Here is a 19,234-nt window from a genome sequence, read left to right as displayed (position 1 = left end):
CCGCGCGCGGGGGAGTGGCACGCCGGATCGGCGCCCCGAACCCCGCTGGTGGGACGGATGCTCAGATCTCGGACTCGAGATGCTCATCGACTCCCTGCACCGCCAGCGGGAGCGCACCCGCGCGAGCTGAGGGCTTCAGCCCGCCTCGTCCACCCCGCGGTGGCGGCGGAACAGCTGCCAGTCGGCGCGCGACAGGTCGGCGTACGCGTAGGACCACTCCAGGATCGCCTCGCCCGCCACGCGCCCGCCCCCGATGTATCCGGCGACGACCGCGGCATTCGGCGACTGTCCGTGCGCCCGCGCGAGAGTCGAAGCACAGGCGTCCGCGTACCACCGGAATGCGGAGTCCTCGAGCGTGTCCATGTCGAACCCGCCCTTCTTGTCGTGGAACTGCCGCACGTAGAAGGAGCGATCGGGTCCGCCCTCCACGGGCTGCCCGGTGAGGTGGCCGAGGAAGGGGTCGGACACCGCCTGCAGGATGCGCTGCATGGCAACGACGCGGCCTCCTTCGCCCTCCCGCTCGATGTAGCGCGCGACCGACTCGGGCTGCTCCACGCCGCCGTACTCGATGAGCACGCTCTGGCCGGCCTCCTTCGCCTGCAGCAGCAGCGCGTTGTCGTCTCCGTCGGTCAGCGCGATGAGGTAGCAGCGGGTGCCGACGCTGCCGACGCCGACCACGCGACGGGCGACGTCGGACACGTGGTACTTCTGCAGCAGCACGCGGATGTCGATGTTCGCCGACTGCACATAGACGTCGACGTACTCGTTGACCCGCTCCTCGATGGCAGCGCCGACGTGCGTCATCGTCGGGGGCAGCTCGGTGAACACGAGCCGGCCGGAGTCCTCCCGCGTGGTGAGCTTGCGCACCGCGCGGCTCGCGGTGCGCTTCTCCGCATCCTTGACCGCCTGGCGGAGCGCCTGCGCGGATTCGGCGTCGAGCGCGTCCTCGGCTGCTTCGGCATCGAAGTGGTCGTAGTACCGCTTGAGCGGGCTGCGCTTCGCTCCGCTCAAGAGAGCCCGCGCGTACGTGCGCACGGCGCCGAGCGCGGCATCCTTCACCACGCCCTCGTCGCGGCCCGTCGACTGGCCGGCGATCACGATGCTCGTGACGAGGCGCTTGACGTCCCACTCCCACGGCGCCCAGGCCGACTCGTCGAAGTCGTTGAGGTCGAAGACGAGCGTGCGCTGCGGGGACGCGAACAGGCCGAAGTTCGAGACGTGCGCGTCGCCGCACGACCCCACCGACAGCCCGCTGGTGGGAGACCGCGCGAGGTCGGCGGCCATCAGCGCGGCCGTGCCCCGATAGAACGCGAAGGCACTCTGGGCCATGCGCTGCGTGCGGATCGGCACGAGCTCCGGCACGCGCACGGAATCCTGGCGGTCGAGGATTCCCATCGGATCGCGCTCGCCGTCGGGGAGGATCGCGAGGTCTTCGCGCGGCGCGAACGAGCGCGCTGCCCTCCCGTCCTCGAGGTGGTCCTCCAGGCTGGGCGGTGCCGACCAGGAATCCGCCAGTGGGCTGACGTCAGTCGTTGACATGGGCCCAGTGTGGCACCGGGCGGCGGCGCGCGGGGGTGACAAGCGGGGTGAAATCCCTGGCCGCGGCCCAGCCGTCGGTAGCCTTGCGGCGTGACCCGAGCCGCACCGCCGCCCGCCGCTCCCGCGCTGTCGCCGAGCATGCGGACCCTGCTCACGCTCGCCGCGGCGGTCGTCGTGCTCGCCGGGGTGTACTTCGCCCGGGAGCTCGTCGGTCCGCTCGCGCTCGCGATCGTGCTGGTCGTGATCTGCGAACCGGTGCGCCGACCCTTCGAGCGACGCGGCTGGCCGCGCTGGACCGGGACGACGGCCGTCATCGTGCTCGCCTACCTCGTGCTGGTCGTGATGGGGGCACTGCTGTGGCTCGCCGGCACGCAGTTCGCGAAGCTGGTCGGCGAGTTCGCCGACGACCTGCAGGACAGCGCGCAGGGCGTGCTCTCGTGGCTGACCTCGGTGGGCCTGGACGATCAGGCAGCGGATGCCGCGGCATCCGTCCTCGATCCGCAGACGCTGCTCGGTCTGGCCTCGAGCCTCGGCGGCGCGCTCCTGGGCATCGCCACCGCCCTGTTCTTCGTCTTCGCGTACATCATCTTCATGGCCGCGGATGCCGGGCGCTACCGCGACGCCGGACGCGTCTTCGGTCCGTCGAAGAAGCCCGTGCTGACCCGCATCCGGCATCTCAACTCCGGCGTCCGCCGCTACTACGTCGTCAACGCGTCATTCGGAGCGATCGTCGCGATCATCGACGGGTTCGCGCTGCTGTGGCTCGGCGTGCCCGCGCCGCTGGTGTGGGCGATCCTCGCGTTCGTCACGAACTTCGTGCCCAACATCGGCTTCATCCTGGGCTTGATCCCGCCTGCCGTTCTCGCTTTCGTCGTCGGGGGATGGCCGATGCTGCTCGCGGTGATCGCGATCTACTGCGTCGTCAACGTCGTGCTGCAGGTGCTCGTGCAGCCGAAGTTCGTCAGCGACGCGGTGGATCTGAGCCTCACGCTGAGCTTCTTCTCGGTCATCTTCTGGACGTTCGTGATCGGGCCGCTCGGCGCGATCCTGTCGATCCCGCTCACGCTGTTCGTGCGCACGCTCGTGCTCGAAGGCGATCCGAACGGCCACTGGCTGCGATGGCTCTCGGGCGATCGCACCGCCGTGCCGCCGCCAGACCCCTCCCCCTCGCCCCCCAGGAGACGTCCATGACCCAGACCGCGCCCGCAGACCTCGGGACGCGCCGCGAGCGTGCCCTCGCCCGCATCACGGAAGGAGGCAGCGAGCGCTCGCTCGAGACGCTCGCCCTCGGTATCGCCGCGGTCGCCTTCGTGCTGGTGGCCCTCGTCGCGCTCGTCGCCTTCGGCTTCCAGTCGGCGCCGATCGCCGGCCCGGGCTCGGTCGGTCAGTTCGCGGCGATCGCATCAGCGGTCGTGGCCTTCGCCGCCGTGCTGGGCGGCCGCTACCTCATCCACGAGCGGGGCTCCCACGGCCGCCTCCACGTGCTCGACCACGTCGACATCTTCGCGCTCGCGATCGCGCACGCCGTCATCGCCCTTCTCGGGTGGACGCTGATGGCCGTGATCCTCGAGCAGGCGTTCATCGGCGCGGAGGTCTTCGCGCTCCCCGTGCTGCTCCTCGCCGGTGCCGCGGCGGGGATGACCGCCTACATCGCGTTCTACTCCGCGACCCACATGGACCTGCAGCTCCTCGCCATGGTGCTGGCGGTGTTCCTCGTGCTCGGCGTGCTCTCGAGCATGCTCACCGCGAGCGACCCGAACTGGTGGAAGGACAACCTGAGCGCCCTCGGCATGACGACGAACGTGTCGGCGCTCGCCTTCAACCTCACCCTCATCGTCGCCGGGTTCCTCGTGACCACTCTCGCCCGCTACGCCACGCGCGGCATCCCGACGTCCAACCCGGTCGGAGTCGGCCGGGTGCGGGTGTGCCTGATCGTCGTCGGCGTCTTCCTCGCCCTGGTGGGCCTCTTCCCGGTGAACCTGTTCTTCGCTCTCCACACCGGCGTCGCCTCGGGGATGGTGGTGGCCTACGGCGTTCTCGTCATCGGACTGTCGCGGTGGATTCCCGGGATGCCGCGCCCCTTCGTCCTCCTCGGCTGGCTGTTCCTCGGCGTGACCCTCGTGCTCGCGGGATTCTTCTTCATCGGCTACTACACGCTCACGGCGGTCGAGCTCGTCGCCGGCATCCTCGTCTTCACCTGGATCATCCTGTTCATCCGCAACGCGGCGGCCCTGGAGCAGGACGCCCGGAGCGCCTGACCGTCGCCGTCCCGCGGCTGCGGGATGATGCGCGTGTGGATGAGAACACGTGGCATCGCCGTACTCAGGTGCTCCTCATGGTGGCGTCGCTCGTCTACCTCGTCGCTTATTCGTGGCGCGTGATCGGCGGTCTCACCGGAACCGCGAACGTGGTCGTGACCCTGGTGATCGGCGCGACGTGGGCGGTCTTCATCGTCGACTACCTGGTGCGACTCTCGCTCGCGCGCAATCGCTCGGCGTGGTTCCGCTCGCATCTGGGCACGCTCGCCATCGCGGTGATCCCGGTGTTCCGCCTCGTGCTGCTGCTGCAGGCGCTCACGCACGTTCCCGGCATGCGCCCCTCCGCGGGCACGCGGCTGCGTACGCAGATCATGGTCTACGGCATCGGTGCCGGCATCCTGCTCATCTACGTGTCTTCCCTCGCCGTTCTCGAGGTCGAGCGGCGGGCACCCGACGGCAACATCGAGACCTTCTTCGAGGCGCTGTGGTGGGCGTGCGTGACGATCACCACGACGGGGTACGGCGACTTCTACCCGGTGACGGCACCCGGGCGCCTGATCGGCGTCGCGGTGATGTTCAGCGGTGTCGCACTCGCGGGCATCATCACGGCGGCTCTGGCCTCGTGGATCCTGGAGCGGGCGGCGCGGAACAACGACGACGCCGAGCCGGCGACCCGCGCCCAGATGCGACAGCTGCTGGCGAAGGTCGACGCGCTCGGCGGGAGACGCCCGGAAGACGTGGACGGGGGCCCGGACGACGGCCCGGACTGACTCCGCGCCCCCGACGGAAGCAGGAAGAAGGGCCGCACCCTGAGGGGTGCGGCCCTTCTTCCTGCTGGTCCGATCAGGTCAGGAGCTTGGCCTTCGCGGCCGAGAACTCCTCGTCCGACAGGATGCCCTGCGTGTGCAGGGTGGCCAGCTGCTGGAGCTTGGCCATCATGTCGTCACCGGCGGCGGGCGCTGCCGGTGCCGGTGCCGCGGCCGCCTGGGCGTTCGCGACGGCCTGAGCCGCTGCCGCATCCATCGCGGCCTGCTGCTGCTGGGCCGCGGCCGCCTGATCCTGGTACTGCTCGTTGGCCTTGTTCTGCTGGTGACGTGCCACGCTTCCCGAGACCGCGGTCGCGGTGCCCGCGACTACGGCCGTGCGTGCCGCCATTCCGACGAGGCCGGGACGGCCCACTCTGCGCATCATGACAGTTCTCCTTACTCGACGTTCTCAGAGAGGAACGCGTTGACGATCGGCGCGGGAATGCCCTCACGGGCGATCACCGCGCCACCGGCGTCGAACAGGGCGGCGGCGAAGGCCTTCGCCCACAGCAGCTCGACCACGAGGATCGCGGCGGAGGCACCCGGAGGCACCTCTGCGGCGAGCGCCTCGATGTCTTCGAGGCCTGCGAGGCCGGCGAGGTCGAGCGCCGGCACTCCGGCGTCGTCGGTCGTGTCGGAGAGCTCCACCACGGTGAGCTCTCCCTCGGGCGAACGGGTCGCGTAGACCAGGTCGAGCACGTTCACGGTGCCGGCGGCGACGAGGTCGTCGATCGCCTGCAGCACTCCGGGACCGGGCTTGTCACCGTCGAACGCGATCGCGTAGAACTCGATGGGGCCGTAATCGAAAGTCGTCATGATGTCATCCTCCTCTTGCGGGACTCAGCCCGCGAGTGCCTTCGCCTTGAGCGAATCGAACTCGGCCTGCGAGATCGCGCCGGAGTCGAGCAGCGCCTTCGCCTTCGCGATGTCGTCTGCGGCGCTGGAGCCTCCGGCGGTCGCGCGGATGTAGGCATCCTGCTGCGAGCGCAGCTCCTGGGCCTGTGCGATCGAGCGCTTCGTCATACCCTGGCCGCGCGCGATCAGGTAGATCAGCGCCGTGAGGAACGGCACGAAGATCAGGAAGATGATCCAGACCGCCTTCCACCACCCGCTGAGGGTGCTATCGCGGAAGAGATCGCCCAGGATCGAGAAGAGCACCATCAGGTACGCCACGAACACGAAGACCCAGAAGAACCAGAGAACCAGGCTCCAGAGATCCATTTGCACAGCCAATCGTCCATGGGCGAACCGATGCGCTCGCCGCACTCCGAAAACTACGTTCGCCCGCAGGACCGGTCGTCACCCGCGCGGGGTGAGAATCAGAGCGCTTCGCGCGCAGGCACCGGATTGACCGAGACGACCTCGATGTGGAGCTGGTCGAGCATCTCGAGCAGGCCGATCAGCCGCGCCTGGTCCGGGATGGTGCCGACGACCCGCGTGCAGCCCTCCGGCGCCTCCTCCACGGCGAAGTCGTCCAGCGCGGCGACGAGGTCGTGGCCGAGCCTTCCTCGCACGACGATCTCCACCACCTGTGATCCGGTCATCGGGCCTCCTGGCGGGGGGCGGGGCCGGTACGGCCGCCGCTCGTCGTCACGGGAGTCATTGTGCGGTCCGCCGAGTCGCGCCGACGTCACCCGTGTGGGATGATTCCCCCGAGCTACGCGGCCGCTCGCCAGGGGAGGCAATGCTCGTGACCGAAATACGCCGGATCCCGGCGCATGCCGTCGATCGGCCTGCATTGAGACGACAGCTCGACGCCGGGGTGAGCGCACCGCTGTCCCTCATCGTCGCGCCCGCGGGCGCCGGCAAGACGGTGCTCCTGTCGCAGTGGTCGCACTCGCGTCCCGACATCGCGGTCGCCTGGTTCGACATCTCCGCCGCCGACCGGGCCCCGGCCGGATTCGCCCGACGGCTCATCGAGGGCATCACCGCGGTCGCGCCCGGTCTGACCGTGCCCGCGGCGCCGGTCGAGACATCCGAGGACCGACTCGGCGAGGCGTTCCTCGAAGACTTCACCGGCACGCTCGCCGATGCCGGGGACATCGTGCTGGTCTTCGATGACCTCGACCGGCTCTCGGGCAGCGCGATCCTCGCGGATCTCTGGCGCATGGTCGACCTGCTGCCCTCCAATGCGCACGCCGTCTTCTCCTCGCGCGTCGATCTGCAACTCGGCTGGAGCCGGCACCGGCTCGAGCACGGCCTCATCGAGATCCGCCAGCGCCAGCTCGCCTTCGACGACGCGACGACCGCGCGCGTGCTCGCGCGCATCGCCGGCAAGACCGTCTCCGACGAGGCCGTCGCAGCGGTGACCGCGCGCACGGAGGGCTGGGCCGTGGGTGTGCAGATGACGGCGCTGAGCCTGCGGTTCTCGGACGACCCCGAGAGGGTCGTCGACGAGCTCGCCGACACCGACCGGCTGGTGGTCGACTACCTCACCGAGGAGGTCCTCGACGCCCTGGAGCCGGAGCGCCGTGACGCGCTCATGCGGATCGCCGTCGTCGACGAGGTCAGCGCCGGCCTGGTCGAGGCTCTGGCCGAGGTCGACGGTGCGCGCTTCCTCGCCGACCTCGAGCGCGACTCCATGTTCATCGTGCCGGTCGCCGGGCGCGCCGGGTGGTTCCGCTTCCACCGGCTCTTCCGCGACCTGCTCCTCTACCGCCTTCGCGCCCAGGACGGCCTTGCCGAGGCGCAGCTGCAGGAGACCGCCGCGGACTGGCACCTCACGCAGGGTGGGGTCGAGATCGCCGTCGAGTACCTCCTGCGCGCCCGCCGATGGGAAAGAGTGCTCGAGCGGGTCCTCGCGAGCGGTCGGGATGTGTTCGAGGACGTCCGCACGGCGACGATCTCGAGCTGGCTGCGACGGGTCCCCGCCGAGGTGCGCGCCGAGCACATCGACGCCGAGCTCCTGTTCGCGATCTCCGAAGGCATGACCGGACGCGGCCTCGTCGCCGTCGACGCCCTGCGGGGGCTGCTCGCCACCGATCGGCTCACGGTGGGGCAGCGGCAGATCGCGCTCGCCTATCTCGCAGCGGCGGTGCAGTTCCACCCCCACCCCGAGTTCTTCGTCGACGCCGGACGCGAAGCCCTCGCCCTCCTGGATGCGCACCCGGATGCGCCGCTGCCCGATCTGCTGGGCCTGACCACACGGCCTCTGCTGCGCTTCCTCGCGCAGGGGTCGCTCGGGCGCGCCTACCTCTTCCTCGGCGAGCTCGCCCTTGCTCGCCGCGCGATCGAGGCCGTGATCGACAGCCCCGGCTTCGCGTACGCGCCCTACCGGATCCACCTCCTCGGCTCGCTCGCCCTTCTCAATGCGCTCGTGGGCAACCTCGTCACGGCCGCAGAGCAGGCCGACGAAGCGCTCGCCGCCGCTCGCGAGTTCGGCCTGCTGTCGCACCCGGCGCCCGGTGACGCCTATGTGGCACGCGCGGTCGTCGCGATCCAGCGGGGCGAGCCGGAGGTCGGCGCTCTCGCACTCGCCGAGGGCGGCATCCGCGCGGCATCCAATCAGCGCACCCAGCTCATGTGGGTCGCCTACGCCGCCGGGATGCTCATCGGCCCGTCCGACCAGCAGCTCTCCGGAACCGAGCCTCCGGGGCCGCCGCCGCCGCTGGTGCGGCAGGTGCTCGTAGCCGTCGGGATGCGGCGTGCGCGCGCGCAGGGTGCGCCGACAGCTCCGATGTCACCGGTGAGCGCGTGGTCGTCGATCGCGTTCGAAGAGGTGGCGGGCCTGCTCGCGGACGGGCAGTCCGCGACAGCGCACGGCCGGCTCGCCCAGCTGCGGTTCGAGTCCGACCCGCTCGTGCCGCTGGCGGACGTCGAGTTCGACCTGCTCCAGGCCTGGACGCGTGCTCTCGAGGGCCGCCGCCCGCAGGCGCGCGAGCGACTGTCCACGGCGATCGCGCTCGCTGAGCCCGAGTGGCTCGTCGACCCCTTCATCCGCGTCGGGCCGCCGGTCGTCGAGCTGCTCGAGGAGCTGTTCCCCGCCAAGACCGACTTCATCCGGGCGGTGATCTCGCGTGCGCGCACGGTGAGCGGCGGCAGTCGTCGCGCGTTGGCCGACGACCTCACGCCGCGGGAGCTCGAGCTGCTCGCGTTCCTGCCGAGCCGGCTCACGATCGCCGACATCGCGGCGCGCTGCTTCGTGTCGACGAACACGATCAAGACGCACCTCGGGCACATCTACCGCAAGCTGGGGGTCTCGGGACGGGATGCCGCGATCGAGCGGGCCGTCGAACTCGGGCTGATCGACTCCCGCGAGATCGCCCGCGTGGGATGACGACGACGCCCGTGCGCGCCGCCATGATGTGCGCATGGACGCGAACCCCCCGAGCGCGGTCGACCCCGTCGACGAACCGCACGATCACGACGACCCGGCGCTGACCGACGTGCTGGCCGCGCCGGAGCGTCCCAAGCGGTTCACCGGGGTGCTGGCCGCGCTGGACCGGCCGCTGGTGCTCGGATTCGTGACCACTCTGGGCGTGCTCGGCGCTCTCATTCTGGGGAGCGCTCTCGGGTCGATCTCGACGATCCTCGTCTACATCGTGCTGGCGATGTTCCTCGCGGTGGGTCTCGATCCGATCGTGCGGATGCTGGAGCGCCACCGGGTCAAGCGAGGCGGGGCGATCGCGATCGTGTTCGGCGCGTTCGCCCTCCTGTTCGCGGCGTTCCTCATCTGGGTCCTGCCGCCGGTCATCGCCCAGATCGGCGAGTTCCTCGTCGCGATCCCGGCCACGATCGCGGGCGTGCCGGAGACCCCGTGGTTCCAGTCGCTGGACGGCGACACGCAGGTCGCGATCCTCGCCGCGCTCGAGGAGCTCGCGCAGTGGGTCTCCAGTCCCGCGACGCTGGGCGCGCTGGGCGGCGGCATCCTGGCCGTGGGCGTCGCGTTCGTGAGCGGCATCTCCGCGTCGTTCATCGTCGTCGCGCTGACGCTCTACTTCCTGTCATCGCTCTCGTCGATGAAGCAGGCGTTCTACGCCCTGGCGCCCGCCCGCAACCGTGCGCGTCTCGAAGACCTCACCGAGCGCATCACCGCATCGGTCGGCGGCGCGCTGATCGGGTCGGTGACCCTCTCGTCGCTCAACGCCGCCACGGTGTTCCTGCTGCACATCTTCATCGGTCTGCCGTTCCCCGCGCTCATGGCCGTCATCGCCTTCGTGATCACCCTCATCCCGCTGTTCGGCTCGGTGATCTTCCTCGTCCTCGGCACCGGCGTGGCGCTCTTCACGAGTCCGACCCAAGCCCTGATCTTCGCGATCGCGTACCTCATCTACATCCAGCTGGAGTCCTACGTCATCAGCCCCCGCGTCATGAACAAGGCCATCGCCATCCCGGCGGCGCTGGTGCTGATCGGGGCGATGGTCGGCGGAGCGCTGATGGGCGTGATCGGCGTGCTGGTGGCGCTGCCCGTGATGGCATCGATCCTGCTCATCATCCGCGAGGTCGTCGTGCCGAAGCAGGACCTCAAGGTCTGACCCGGGCGCACCGCGCCCGCCCCCCGGGCTCCGCCCCCGCTTCGGGCCGTTTGTGCGGGAGAATGCGCGCGTCCGAGGTGCGTGTTGCGTGCAGACGCCCGCACAACCGACCGATGGGGGCCGCGCGGGCTCAGTTCAGGGCGGAGGTGAGGCGGGCGAGGCCGTCGAGGAACGTCGCCTTGCCGGGCTGGTTCCTCCACTCCTCGAGGGTGAGCTCGCGGCCGGCGTCGCGGTAGGCCTGCTCGACCTCGCGCATCCCGGCGACGAAGGATGCGCCGCGCACGAGGAGGGACACCTCCATGTTGAGGCTGAACGAGCGGATGTCCATGTTGCTCGACCCGATGACGGCGATGTCGTCGTCGATGGAGAAGTGCTTGGAGTGCAGGATGAACGGCGCGGGGTAGAGGAAGATCCGCACTCCCGCCTCGAGCAGCGCCGAGTAGTAGGAGCGCTGCGCGTGGTACACCAGGCCCTGGTCGCCGATCTCCGACACGAACAGCTGCACCTCGAGCCCCCGCTGGCAGGCCGTCGTGATCGCGTAGACCATCGCCTCGTCGGGCACGAAGTACGGCGAGGTGAGGATGACCTTCTCGGTCGCTCCGTAGATGAGCGACAGGAACAGCCGCAGGTTGTTCTCGGTCGGGTAGCCCGGCCCGCTGGGCACGACCTGGCACAGCAGGGCGTCGGGAGACGTCGACCGCTCGACCGCCGTTGCGGGAACGTGCTCTGTCGTGGTGAGGTCCTCGCCGGTCTCGATGAGCCAGTCCGACATGAACACGACGTTCACCGCAGACACGACCGGGCCCGTCAGGCTGGTCATGAGCTCTTGCCACTTGAGGCCGCGCTTGAGGTTCTTGGGGGAGTCGTAGCTGCGGTCGATGAGGTTCTGCGAGCCCATGAAGCCGATGCGGCCGTCGACGACGACGATCTTGCGGTGGTTGCGCAGATCGGGGCGCTGGTACTTGCCCTTGAGGGGCATCACCGGCAGCATCCATGCCCATTTCACACCGATGCGGTCGAGCTCCGCGAGGGTCGCTTTGGAGTTGCCCAGCCGCCGCGTCGCGACGTAGTCCGCGAGCAGGCGCACGGTGACCCCGCGGGCAACGGCGCGCTCCATCGCCGCGAAGAACCCCCGCGTGGTGTCGTCCCACCCGACGATGAAGAACTCGACGTGCACGAAGTGCTCCGCGGTGTCGATCGCCTCGGCCATCGCGTCGATGGATCCCTGATAGTCGGGGTAGAGGGATGCCTCGTTCCCCTCGCTGGCGGGGAGCGCCGTCAGGTTCTCGTTCTGCTGGATCACGCGCTGGAACCAGCGCGGCCAATCCGGCTCCTCGGTACGCAGCCCGCCACGGTCCACGCCGCTGCGGATGAGGCCGTCGATGCGCGTCTGCTCGGCGCGGCGCTTCTCGGGCAGGCGGAAGCTGCCGATGAGGAGGAACAGCAGGATGCCGATGAACGGCAGCAGGAAGATCAGCAGCAGCCACGCCATCGCCGCCGTGGGCTTGCGGCCCCGCGGGATCACCATCAGGGCGATGAGGTCGATGACGATGACGACGACGACCACGATGGGCCAGATGGGTCCCGCGTCGAGCATGCTGAACATTCGTTCCTCTTTCAGGCGGGGGTGACGCGGTTGACGGAGACGACTTCGATGTCGAGGTCGTCCAGGACTCCGAGCAGGCCTCGCAGCTCGGAGCGGTCCTCGAGGAGTCCCGTGATGCTCGTGGTTCCGTCGTCCCGGTCCGCCACATCGTAGCGATCGAGCGCGCAGGAGAGAGTGGGCCCGAGATGGCCGGTGATGACGACTTCGACAACGTGCGCGGACACGGCATCCTTCCTGCCCACGGGGGGAATCGGACTCTGCCAGGTTGGGGCAGACGGCCCTCCGGTGCCGTCACCCGCGGGGGATGATTCCGTTCAGAATCCGTTCACACGGTCGCGCCACGCGAGCAGCGGCGTGAGCGGCGAGAGGTCGTAGTCCGGTCCGTCGATGGCCGGGATGATCAGCCGGAACCCGAGTTCGTGGAGGCGCGTGGGCGCGTCCGATTCGAGCAGGGGGCCGAATCCGCGGATCGTGTACCCGGTCGACAGCTCGATCTCGGAGGGGTCGCGGCCCTCTCGCGCGCACCACTCGTGCAAAACGCCGATCTTGCGCGGGAGGTCGTCGAGCTTCGTGAAGGTGTGCCAGATGTCGGCGTGCTGGGCCACCAGCCGAAGCGTCTTCCGCTCACCCTGCCCGCCGATCAGGATCGGGATCCTCCGGGTCGGCGCAGGGTTCAGGCCGTCCCATCTCGAACGGATGCGCGGGAGGTCCGCGGCGAGCGCGTCGAGGCGGGAGCCGACCGTGCCGAACTCGTAGCCGTACTCGGCGTAGTCCTGCTCCGCCCAGCCCGAGCCCGTTCCGAAGATGAGCCGGCCGGTGCCCGAGCGGTGCGCGCTGATGTGGTCGATCGTCCGCGCCATGTCGGCCTGGAGATCGGGATTGCGGTACGAGCTGCAGTTGACGAGCGGACCGAACTCGACGCGCTCGGTCTGCTCGGCGATCGCCGCGAGCACCGTCCAGGCTTCGAAGTGCTCGGCGGCGAACGGCTCGGTGAGCGGGAAGAAGTGGTCCCAGTTGAAGATCGCGTCCACGCCGAGGTCCTCCGCCCTCAGCACGGCGTCGCGGTAGGCCGCATACGACCCGTGCTGCGGGGCGAGCTGCACGCCGATCCTGACCCGGCGATGCGATGCCGGATGCCGCGACTCCGCGCCGGAGCCGGGCCCGGTCACCGCGGTCCTCCGCCGGGTTCGATGCGCAGCACGCCCGGAGACTCGCCCACTTCGAGGTCGTCGGTCACGCGGACGGTGCGGGCGAGGTCGTCGACGGACCCGATCACGGTCCCGAATCGCTCGCGGTCGGAGCACACCGCCGTCACGGTGACGAAATGCGTTCCCGTGTCCCAGGTGTAGGTCGCGAACGGCGGGGTGCGCGGGTCGGCCGGCAGGGACATCTCGAGCTTCTCGCCGACGCCGAGGTGCGGGCTGCGGAAGCTCTCGGTGTCGTCGTACTCCATCGGCATCATCGCGCGGGCGGCGCGCAGCTGCGACGTCGCCTCCTGCACCTGCGCCATCACGACCACGAGCTCGGCATCCGCCTTCCACACCCACACCAGGACGCGCCCGGCGGCGCGCCGCATGAGGAACGGCGCGGCCTGGCTCATCGCCCACGCGGCGACCCCGCTGCCGGGGCGCTCGGCGGATCCCATCGCGGTGTTCGCCTGGGACAGCAGCATCCGGATCGCCGCCTTGCGGTGGCGACGACCCGTGAAGCCGAGGGACTCGGTCACCGGCACCCAGAGGGTGGCGTCGGCGTCCGCCTGAAGTCGAGGCATGCCTCCAGCGTACGGGGGCGTCGAAGGGCGCTCGGGTACAGTGGAGGGCGCGCGCACCCTCCTCTTCCGCCGCGCGTCCGCCGCACAGACAGGCCCCCGATCCCCGTGACCGAGTCCGCGACGCCCGACGACCATTCCGCCGAGGCGCGGCCCGCCGCCGCGAAGGCGCCCCTGAAGATCCTCATCGGCGCAGACACCTTCCTCCCGCACGTCAACGGGGCCGCCCGCTTCGCCGAGCGTCTCGCCGCGGGCCTGGTCGCCCGCGGTCACGAGGTGCACGTGATGGCCCCGAGCGATACCCACCGCAAGCACGGCCGCTTCACCGAGGTGATCGAGGGGCAGCCGATGACGATGCACCGCATCGCGTCGTGGCGCTGGTACCCGCACGACTGGCTGACGTTCGTGATGCCGTTCCGTGCGAAGTACTACTCGCGTCGGGTGCTCTCCGAGGTGCAGCCCGACATCGTGCACATCCAGTCGCACATCGTCATCGGGCGGGGCCTCTCCCGCATCGCGACGCAGCGCGGCATCCCCATCGTCGCCACCAACCACGTGATGGCCGAGAACGTCCTCGACTTCACGGTGCTTCCCGCCTCGTGGACCCGGTACGCGATCAAGCTCGCGTGGGAGGACGCCAAGCGCACGTTCGATCTGACCCGGGCCGTCACCACGCCCACGCGCAAGGCGGCCGAATTCCTCGAGCGCACGATCGAGATCGACAACGTGATCCCGGTGAGCTGCGGGATCGAGGCATCCCACTACACCGCCGATCTCACCCCCCGCGACGCGCACCGGCTGGTCTTCGTCGGCCGCCTCACCACCGAGAAGCAGATCCACGTCGTGCTGCGCGCGGTCGCGCGTCTCGATCCGGCGCTCGATGTGCGGTTCGACATCGTCGGCAAGGGCGACCAGCGCCGCAACCTCGAGGAGCTCATGCTCCAGCTCGGCCTGTCGGACCGCGTCCAGTTCCACGGCCACACCACCGACGAGGAACTGCGCTCGCTGCTCACCAACGCCTCGCTGTTCGTGATCGCGTCGATCGCCGAGCTGCAGTCGATCGCGACGATGGAGGCCATGGCGTCGGGTCTGCCGATCGTCGCCGCCGACGCCGTCGCGCTCCCGCACCTCGTGCACGACGGTGAAAACGGCTACCTCTTCGAGCCCGGGAACGTCGACGACCTCGTCGCGAAGCTCACGACCGTGCTCACCCAGAGCCCCGAGGAGCGCCTGCGCATGCAGCAGGCATCGCTCGAGGGCGTCAAGGTGCACGACATGAAGCGCACGCTCGACACGTTCGAGGCGCTCTATCGCGACGAACCGCTGCCGGAGTAGCGCACCGTGCACGTCGTGATGTTCGGCGACCAGCACGTCGAGACTCTCGGCGGGGCCCAGGTCTCGATGCGCCTGCAGCGCCGATTCCTCGAGAAGGCCGGCCACACCGTGACCGTCGTGGCGCCTCGCGTCCACGGGGCGCGGGGACGGTCGATCGCTCCGGATGCCGCCTACCTCGACATCCCGTCCGTCCCGATCACCCCCGACCGCGAGTACTCGATGGCGTGGCCGGGCCGCCGGACCGATCGGTGGGTGGATGCCGCGCTCGCCGCCCGCCCGCCCGTCGACGTCGTCCACGTGCAGGCCGACTTCTGGGGCGCGTTCATCGGGCACCGGTTCGCGGCACGGCATCGGCTGCCCGTCGTCCACACGATGCACAATCGCGTCGACGTCGGCATCGAGGCGACGACGCCGTTCCCGAAGACCGTGCTGCGCGTGCTGAACGGCTGGCAGTCGTGGGCGCTCGGCCCACACGGGACGCGCCGCGACGGCTGGGCGTATTTGCGCGGGCTGGCCGCGAAGTCCGACGCCGTCACGGCACCGTCGACGCATTTCGCCCGGCGGCTCGAGGCGCACGGCGTGGTGCCGCGCGATGCGGTGCCGCGGGTCGACGTGGTGTGGAACGGCATCGACGACGGCGTCCTCGAGTCGGTGCTGGCCTCGGCGGGATCCCCGCGACGTCCCGGGCCCGCGCGCTTCGTCTGGCTGGGACGCATGAGTCCCGAGAAGCGCCTCCTGCCGTTCCTCGAGGCTCTCGCCGCGTCGGGCGTCCGCGCCGAGGTCGAGGTGATCGGCGGCGGCGGGCAGCTGCGTGCGGCGCAGCGCCTCGTCGAGAAGCTGGGGCCGGCCGCCTCGGTCGCCTTCGTCGGCAAGCTCCCGTACGCGCGCGTGCTCGAGCGCATCGCGGCCGCCGACGCCGTCGTGCAGACCTCGATCGGCTTCGAGACGCAGGGTATGACGATCTTCGAGGCGGCATCCCTCGGCACGCCGTCGATCGTGAGCGACCCCGATCTGGCGGCCGAGCTGGGCTCGGGTTTCTGGCCGGTCGGGGCGGATGCCGAGGCCGCGGCCTCGACCGCCGCGCTCGCAGAGGCTCTGCGCGCGGCGGCGGCCGATATCGAGGCGGGAGAGCCCGTCGAGGTCGATCCGACGATCCGCGAGCGGTTCCGTCAGTCCTCCCGCACGGCCGCGATGATCGAGATCTACGAGCGGGTCATCGCGTCCTGAGACTGCTCCGTTTGTGCGGGCGAATCGCCGTGTGCGCGGTGGCCCAGGCGAGGATTCGCCCGCACGAACGGAAAAGACGGGCGTCAGGGGAGTCGGGTCGGATCGGTGGGGAGACGGTGGTAGCCGTCGTTGCGGAGTGCCGTGATCGACGAGGCGATCGCGACAGCGGACAGTGCTGCGAGAAGAATCACCATGAACATGGCAGAAACGCTACGCTTGCGTCATCACTGCCAACAGTGGCAGGATGGACACACAACGCAGGATATCTGCCACTCCCCTCGATGAGCTGAGGTTCGACATGCACAGCGTCGCCGTGATCGTCCAGGACGGCTTCGCGCCGTTCGAATTCGGAGTCGCCTGCGAGGCGTTCGGCCTCGACCGCACCGACGACGGGATCCCGAACTTCGACTTCCGCATCGTGACACCCGACCCGGGTGCGGTGGCGTCGAAGATGGGCTTCTCGATCCACGTCGACCTCGACCTGTCGTTCGCGTACGAGGCCGACCTCGTGGTCGTGTCGCCGACTCCGCGCCAGTTCTGGGCGCGCAGCGCCTCCGACGAGCGCGTGCTCGACGTGATCCGCCGTGCCGTCGCCCGCAACGCCTGGGTGCTCAGCGTCTGCAGCGGATCGTTCGTGGTCGCGGCATCCGGTGTCCTCGACGGCCGCAAGGCCACCACCCACTGGATGTACGCCGACGAGATGGCCGCGCTGTATCCCGAGGTCGACGTCGATCCCGATGTGCTCTACGTGCAGGACGGCCGCATCATCACGAGCGCCGGCACCGCCGCAGGACTCGACGCGTGCCTGCACCTGCTGCGCCAGGAGCTGGGCGCCGAGCTCACCAACAAGATCGCGCGCCGCATGGTCGTGCCCCCGCAGCGCGACGGCGGCCAGGCGCAGTTCATCGACAAGCCGCTCCCCGAGGTGGCCTCGCTCTCGCTCGCGCCGGTCACCGACTGGATGCTCGAGAACCTGCGCCTCGATCTCACCGTCGACCAGCTCGCTGCGAAGGCGCACATGTCGCCTCGGACGTTCGCACGGCGGTTCAAGGCCGACTTCGGCGCGACGCCGGCGGCGTGGGTCGCGCGCCAGCGCATCATCCACGCGCAGCGCCTGCTCGAGAAGACCGATCTGGGTCTGGACCGCATCGCGTACGAGAGCGGGTTCGGCTCGGCCGCCGTGCTGCGCCAGAATTTCGCGCGCGTGCTCGACACCACTCCGACCGCGTACCGGGCCCGGTTCTGCTGCACGCGCGAGGCGCGAGAGGCCGCCGGCGTCGACCGGCGGGTCGAGGCGGGGGTGCTCGAACCCGTCGCGTGACGACGTCTTCCGTTTGTGCGGGCGTGTGCGCGCGTCGGCCGGTCGCGGGGCGTGCATTCGCCCGCACGAACGGACTGGGGAACGGACTCGGCGGCGGACCACCCGCGGGAGGGGACGTGCGGGGGCGCGTGCGTCGATAGGGTGACCGCGTGCGCATCGATCCGAGGCGGTGGTTCTCCCGCAAGACCCTGGGGAAGGATGCTGCGGCCGGCCTCGTGCTGGGGATCGAGGCTGTCCCCGACGGGCTGGCCGCGGGGCTGCTCGCGGGCGTGAACCCGCTCGCAGGGCTGTACGCGTACCTGTTCGGCATGGTCGGCGCGGCGCTCGCGACGAGCAGCGCCTTCATGGCGGTGCAGGCCACGAGCGCGATGGCGCTGGTGGTGTCGGATGCCGGGCTCGGCGGCTTCCCGGACCCCGATCGCGCGCTGTTCACTCTCGCGGTGCTCACCGGGGTCGTGATGGCGCTCGCGGGCCTGCTGCGCGGTGGCCGCCTGGTGAGCTTCGTGCCGACGGCGGTCATGACCGGGTTCGTGACAGCGATCGGCGTCAACATCGTGCTCGGTCAGCTGTCGAACTTCACCGGCTACCAGGCACGCGGACCGAATCGGCTGCTGAAGACCGTCGACGTCTTCCTGCACATCGGCCAGTGGAGCATCGCCTCCGTCGTGGTCGGAACGATCGCGATCCTCATCATCGTGGTGCTCCTTCCCACCCGCCTCGGGAGCATGGGGCTCGTCGTCGCGGTCGTGAGCGGCTCGGTCGTCGCGGTGGTGCTCAACCTGTGGGTCGCCGATCCGGTCGTGCTGCTGCGGGACATCGTCGAGGTGCCGCGTGGCCTGCCGGCTCCCATGCTGCCGAGCATCGCCGACATGCCCGCGCTGATCATCCCCGCGCTCTCGCTCGCCTTCATCGGCCTCGTGCAGGGTGCGGCGGTGAGCGCCGGCATTCCCACGAAGGACGGGCGCCCCGCCGACGCGAACCGGGACTTCATCGGGCAGGGCGTCGGAAATCTCGTGTCCGGGATCTTCCAGGGGATGCCGGTCGGCGGCTCGATGTCGGGCTCGTCCCTCATCGTCCAGGCGGGTGCGCGCTCGCGGCTCGCGATGTTCATCGCGGGTGCGGTCATGGCGGCCCTGCTGTTCGTCGCGTCCGACCTCGTCTCTTTCGTCGCGATGCCGGCGCTGGCCGGCCTGCTGATGGTCGTCGGCTGGCGGGCGGTGAAGCCCAGCCGTGTGTACTCGGTGATCAAGACGGGGCCGCTGCCGACCGCGATCATGGCGGTGACGTTCGGGCTCACGCTCCTGATCCCGCTGCAGTTCGCCGTGCTGGTCGGGGTCGGGCTCGGCGTGATCCTGTACGTGGCGGAGCAGTCGAACCGGGTGCGGGTGCGGCGCCTGGAGATCGTGCCGGACGGCCGCATCCGCGAGACGGATCCGCCCGCCGTCGTTCCCGGCGGGGGCGTCTTGGTGCTGCAGCCCTACGGCAGCCTGTTCTTCGCGAGCGCGCCGGTGTTCCAGCGGCAGCTGCCCGAGGTCGAGGCGGACTCCGGGGGATCGGTGGTGATCGTCCGCCTGCGCGGCACCGACCAGATCGGGTTGTCGCTCGTGGACGTGCTGCGCCGCTTCGCCGAGCAGCTGGGTGAGGTCGGCTCGTCGCTCAAGGTGGTGGCGACCGAGGAGCGGGTGATCGCGCAGCTCGACGCGGGCGGCCTCACCGCCGACATCGGCGCCGGCAACGTCTACAAGGGCACGGAGTGGATCGGCGAGGCCCTGCGCCGCGCGTACGCCGACGCGCAGGACGAGATCGCGCGCGGCTGAGGACGGGCACGGACCGCGTCGCGTCCGGTCGCTTGCCCGTCTCAAACGCCGATGCTAAACTTGAGTCGTCATGGCTCAACTTT

18 protein-coding genes are annotated in these 19,234 nt (G+C 70.0%); 9 read left to right on the top strand and 9 right to left on the bottom strand.

What is annotated here, in order from left to right; translation table 11 throughout:
* Positions 1-135: 135 nt before the first annotated feature.
* A complete protein-coding gene (locus ASD93_RS12685) occupies positions 136-1,539 on the bottom strand; it encodes a DUF2252 domain-containing protein (RefSeq protein ID WP_056123136.1) in 1,404 nt (467 codons plus the stop codon).
* A gap of 90 nt (positions 1,540-1,629) precedes the next feature.
* Here ASD93_RS12685 and ASD93_RS12680 point away from each other — a divergent pair, with 90 nt between their 5' ends.
* Genes ASD93_RS12680 through ASD93_RS12670 form a run of 3 tightly spaced genes read left to right on the top strand, consistent with a single transcriptional unit; the run spans position 1,630 to position 4,567 of the window.
* The gene (locus ASD93_RS12680) at positions 1,630-2,730 is read left to right on the top strand and encodes an AI-2E family transporter (protein ID WP_056123134.1); all 1,101 of its coding nucleotides are present in this window, start codon (positions 1,630-1,632) and stop codon (positions 2,728-2,730) included.
* Positions 2,727-3,797 (top strand): DUF998 domain-containing protein, encoded by a 1,071-nt coding sequence (locus ASD93_RS12675; protein ID WP_056123131.1) that lies wholly within the window; start codon positions 2,727-2,729, stop codon positions 3,795-3,797. Before ASD93_RS12680 ends, ASD93_RS12675 begins: the two co-directional genes overlap by 4 nt.
* 35 nt (positions 3,798-3,832) lie before the next feature.
* Entirely contained in the window at positions 3,833-4,567 is a 735-nt protein-coding gene (locus ASD93_RS12670; RefSeq protein ID WP_056123127.1) for a potassium channel family protein, read from the top strand.
* Positions 4,568-4,640: 73 nt separating this feature from the next.
* Here the strand turns inward: ASD93_RS12670 and ASD93_RS12665 are convergent, their stop codons facing one another.
* The 4 genes from ASD93_RS12665 to ASD93_RS12650 form a co-directional block, all read right to left on the bottom strand.
* Positions 4,641-4,988, bottom strand: a complete 348-nt coding sequence (locus ASD93_RS12665; RefSeq protein WP_056123125.1) for an SHOCT domain-containing protein — start codon at positions 4,986-4,988, stop codon at positions 4,641-4,643.
* 11 nt (positions 4,989-4,999) lie between these two features.
* Positions 5,000-5,419, bottom strand: a complete 420-nt coding sequence (locus ASD93_RS12660) for a DUF6325 family protein (RefSeq protein WP_056123122.1) — start codon at positions 5,417-5,419, stop codon at positions 5,000-5,002.
* A 24-nt stretch (positions 5,420-5,443) separates the two neighbouring features.
* Positions 5,444-5,824, bottom strand: coding sequence for an SHOCT domain-containing protein (locus tag ASD93_RS12655; RefSeq protein ID WP_082569314.1), 381 nt, complete (start codon positions 5,822-5,824; stop codon positions 5,444-5,446).
* Between the two features lie 98 nt (positions 5,825-5,922).
* Positions 5,923-6,147 carry a hypothetical protein gene (locus tag ASD93_RS12650; protein ID WP_056123116.1) on the bottom strand — a complete coding sequence of 75 codons (225 nt, stop codon included), beginning with the start codon at positions 6,145-6,147 and terminating at the stop codon, positions 5,923-5,925.
* 146 nt (positions 6,148-6,293) lie between these two features.
* On the opposite strand from ASD93_RS12650, the gene ASD93_RS12645 reads away from it, so the two are divergent.
* The gene (locus ASD93_RS12645; protein WP_157536953.1) at positions 6,294-8,879 is read left to right on the top strand and encodes a LuxR C-terminal-related transcriptional regulator; all 2,586 of its coding nucleotides are present in this window, start codon (positions 6,294-6,296) and stop codon (positions 8,877-8,879) included.
* A gap of 34 nt (positions 8,880-8,913) precedes the next feature.
* Positions 8,914-10,077 (top strand): AI-2E family transporter, encoded by a 1,164-nt coding sequence (locus ASD93_RS12640; RefSeq protein ID WP_082569312.1) that lies wholly within the window; start codon positions 8,914-8,916, stop codon positions 10,075-10,077.
* 130 nt (positions 10,078-10,207) lie between these two features.
* Here the strand turns inward: ASD93_RS12640 and cls are convergent, their stop codons facing one another.
* From cls to ASD93_RS12620, 4 genes are all read right to left on the bottom strand, one after another.
* Positions 10,208-11,674, bottom strand: a complete 1,467-nt coding sequence (gene cls / locus ASD93_RS12635; protein ID WP_414843714.1) for a cardiolipin synthase — start codon at positions 11,672-11,674, stop codon at positions 10,208-10,210.
* Between the two features lie 20 nt (positions 11,675-11,694).
* The gene (locus tag ASD93_RS12630) at positions 11,695-11,907 is read right to left on the bottom strand and encodes a hypothetical protein (RefSeq protein ID WP_056123098.1); all 213 of its coding nucleotides are present in this window, start codon (positions 11,905-11,907) and stop codon (positions 11,695-11,697) included.
* 90 nt (positions 11,908-11,997) lie between these two features.
* Positions 11,998-12,852 carry an LLM class F420-dependent oxidoreductase gene (locus ASD93_RS12625; protein ID WP_056123094.1) on the bottom strand — a complete coding sequence of 285 codons (855 nt, stop codon included), beginning with the start codon at positions 12,850-12,852 and terminating at the stop codon, positions 11,998-12,000.
* Positions 12,849-13,454 (bottom strand): hypothetical protein, encoded by a 606-nt coding sequence (locus tag ASD93_RS12620; protein WP_056124492.1) that lies wholly within the window; start codon positions 13,452-13,454, stop codon positions 12,849-12,851. Before ASD93_RS12620 ends, ASD93_RS12625 begins: the two co-directional genes overlap by 4 nt.
* 105 nt (positions 13,455-13,559) lie before the next feature.
* On the opposite strand from ASD93_RS12620, the gene ASD93_RS12615 reads away from it, so the two are divergent.
* The 4 genes from ASD93_RS12615 to ASD93_RS12600 all read left to right on the top strand — a co-directional run bounded on the left by ASD93_RS12615 (position 13,560) and on the right by ASD93_RS12600 (position 19,151).
* Positions 13,560-14,786 carry a glycosyltransferase gene (locus ASD93_RS12615; RefSeq protein ID WP_200950678.1) on the top strand — a complete coding sequence of 409 codons (1,227 nt, stop codon included), beginning with the start codon at positions 13,560-13,562 and terminating at the stop codon, positions 14,784-14,786.
* A 6-nt stretch (positions 14,787-14,792) separates the two neighbouring features.
* The gene (locus tag ASD93_RS12610; RefSeq protein ID WP_056123090.1) at positions 14,793-16,013 is read left to right on the top strand and encodes a glycosyltransferase; all 1,221 of its coding nucleotides are present in this window, start codon (positions 14,793-14,795) and stop codon (positions 16,011-16,013) included.
* Positions 16,014-16,311: 298 nt separating this feature from the next.
* The gene (locus ASD93_RS12605; protein ID WP_056123087.1) at positions 16,312-17,334 is read left to right on the top strand and encodes a GlxA family transcriptional regulator; all 1,023 of its coding nucleotides are present in this window, start codon (positions 16,312-16,314) and stop codon (positions 17,332-17,334) included.
* A 149-nt stretch (positions 17,335-17,483) separates the two neighbouring features.
* Positions 17,484-19,151 (top strand): SulP family inorganic anion transporter, encoded by a 1,668-nt coding sequence (locus ASD93_RS12600; protein WP_056123085.1) that lies wholly within the window; start codon positions 17,484-17,486, stop codon positions 19,149-19,151.
* The last annotated feature ends 83 nt before the right edge of the window (positions 19,152-19,234 follow it).

This window comes from Microbacterium sp. Root180, from assembly GCF_001428485.1.
GTDB lineage: Bacteria > Actinomycetota > Actinomycetes > Actinomycetales > Microbacteriaceae > Microbacterium.
This window is presented reverse-complemented; position numbering and strand designations above follow the sequence as displayed.

Coding starts and splice junctions, on each gene's coding strand:
- ASD93_RS12675 (WP_056123131.1), top strand. CDS start 2,727: ATGACCCAGACCGCGCCCGCAGACCTCGGGACGCGCCGCGAGCGTGCC.
- ASD93_RS12660 (WP_056123122.1), bottom strand. CDS start 5,419: ATGACGACTTTCGATTACGGCCCCATCGAGTTCTACGCGATCGCGTTC.
- ASD93_RS12650 (WP_056123116.1), bottom strand. CDS start 6,147: ATGACCGGATCACAGGTGGTGGAGATCGTCGTGCGAGGAAGGCTCGGC.
- ASD93_RS12620 (WP_056124492.1), bottom strand. CDS start 13,454: ATGCCTCGACTTCAGGCGGACGCCGACGCCACCCTCTGGGTGCCGGTG.
- cls (WP_414843714.1), bottom strand. CDS start 11,674: ATGCTCGACGCGGGACCCATCTGGCCCATCGTGGTCGTCGTCGTCATC.
- ASD93_RS12665 (WP_056123125.1), bottom strand. CDS start 4,988: ATGATGCGCAGAGTGGGCCGTCCCGGCCTCGTCGGAATGGCGGCACGC.
- ASD93_RS12655 (WP_082569314.1), bottom strand. CDS start 5,824: ATGGATCTCTGGAGCCTGGTTCTCTGGTTCTTCTGGGTCTTCGTGTTC.
- ASD93_RS12640 (WP_082569312.1), top strand. CDS start 8,914: ATGGACGCGAACCCCCCGAGCGCGGTCGACCCCGTCGACGAACCGCAC.
- ASD93_RS12685 (WP_056123136.1), bottom strand. CDS start 1,539: ATGTCAACGACTGACGTCAGCCCACTGGCGGATTCCTGGTCGGCACCG.
- ASD93_RS12605 (WP_056123087.1), top strand. CDS start 16,312: ATGCACAGCGTCGCCGTGATCGTCCAGGACGGCTTCGCGCCGTTCGAA.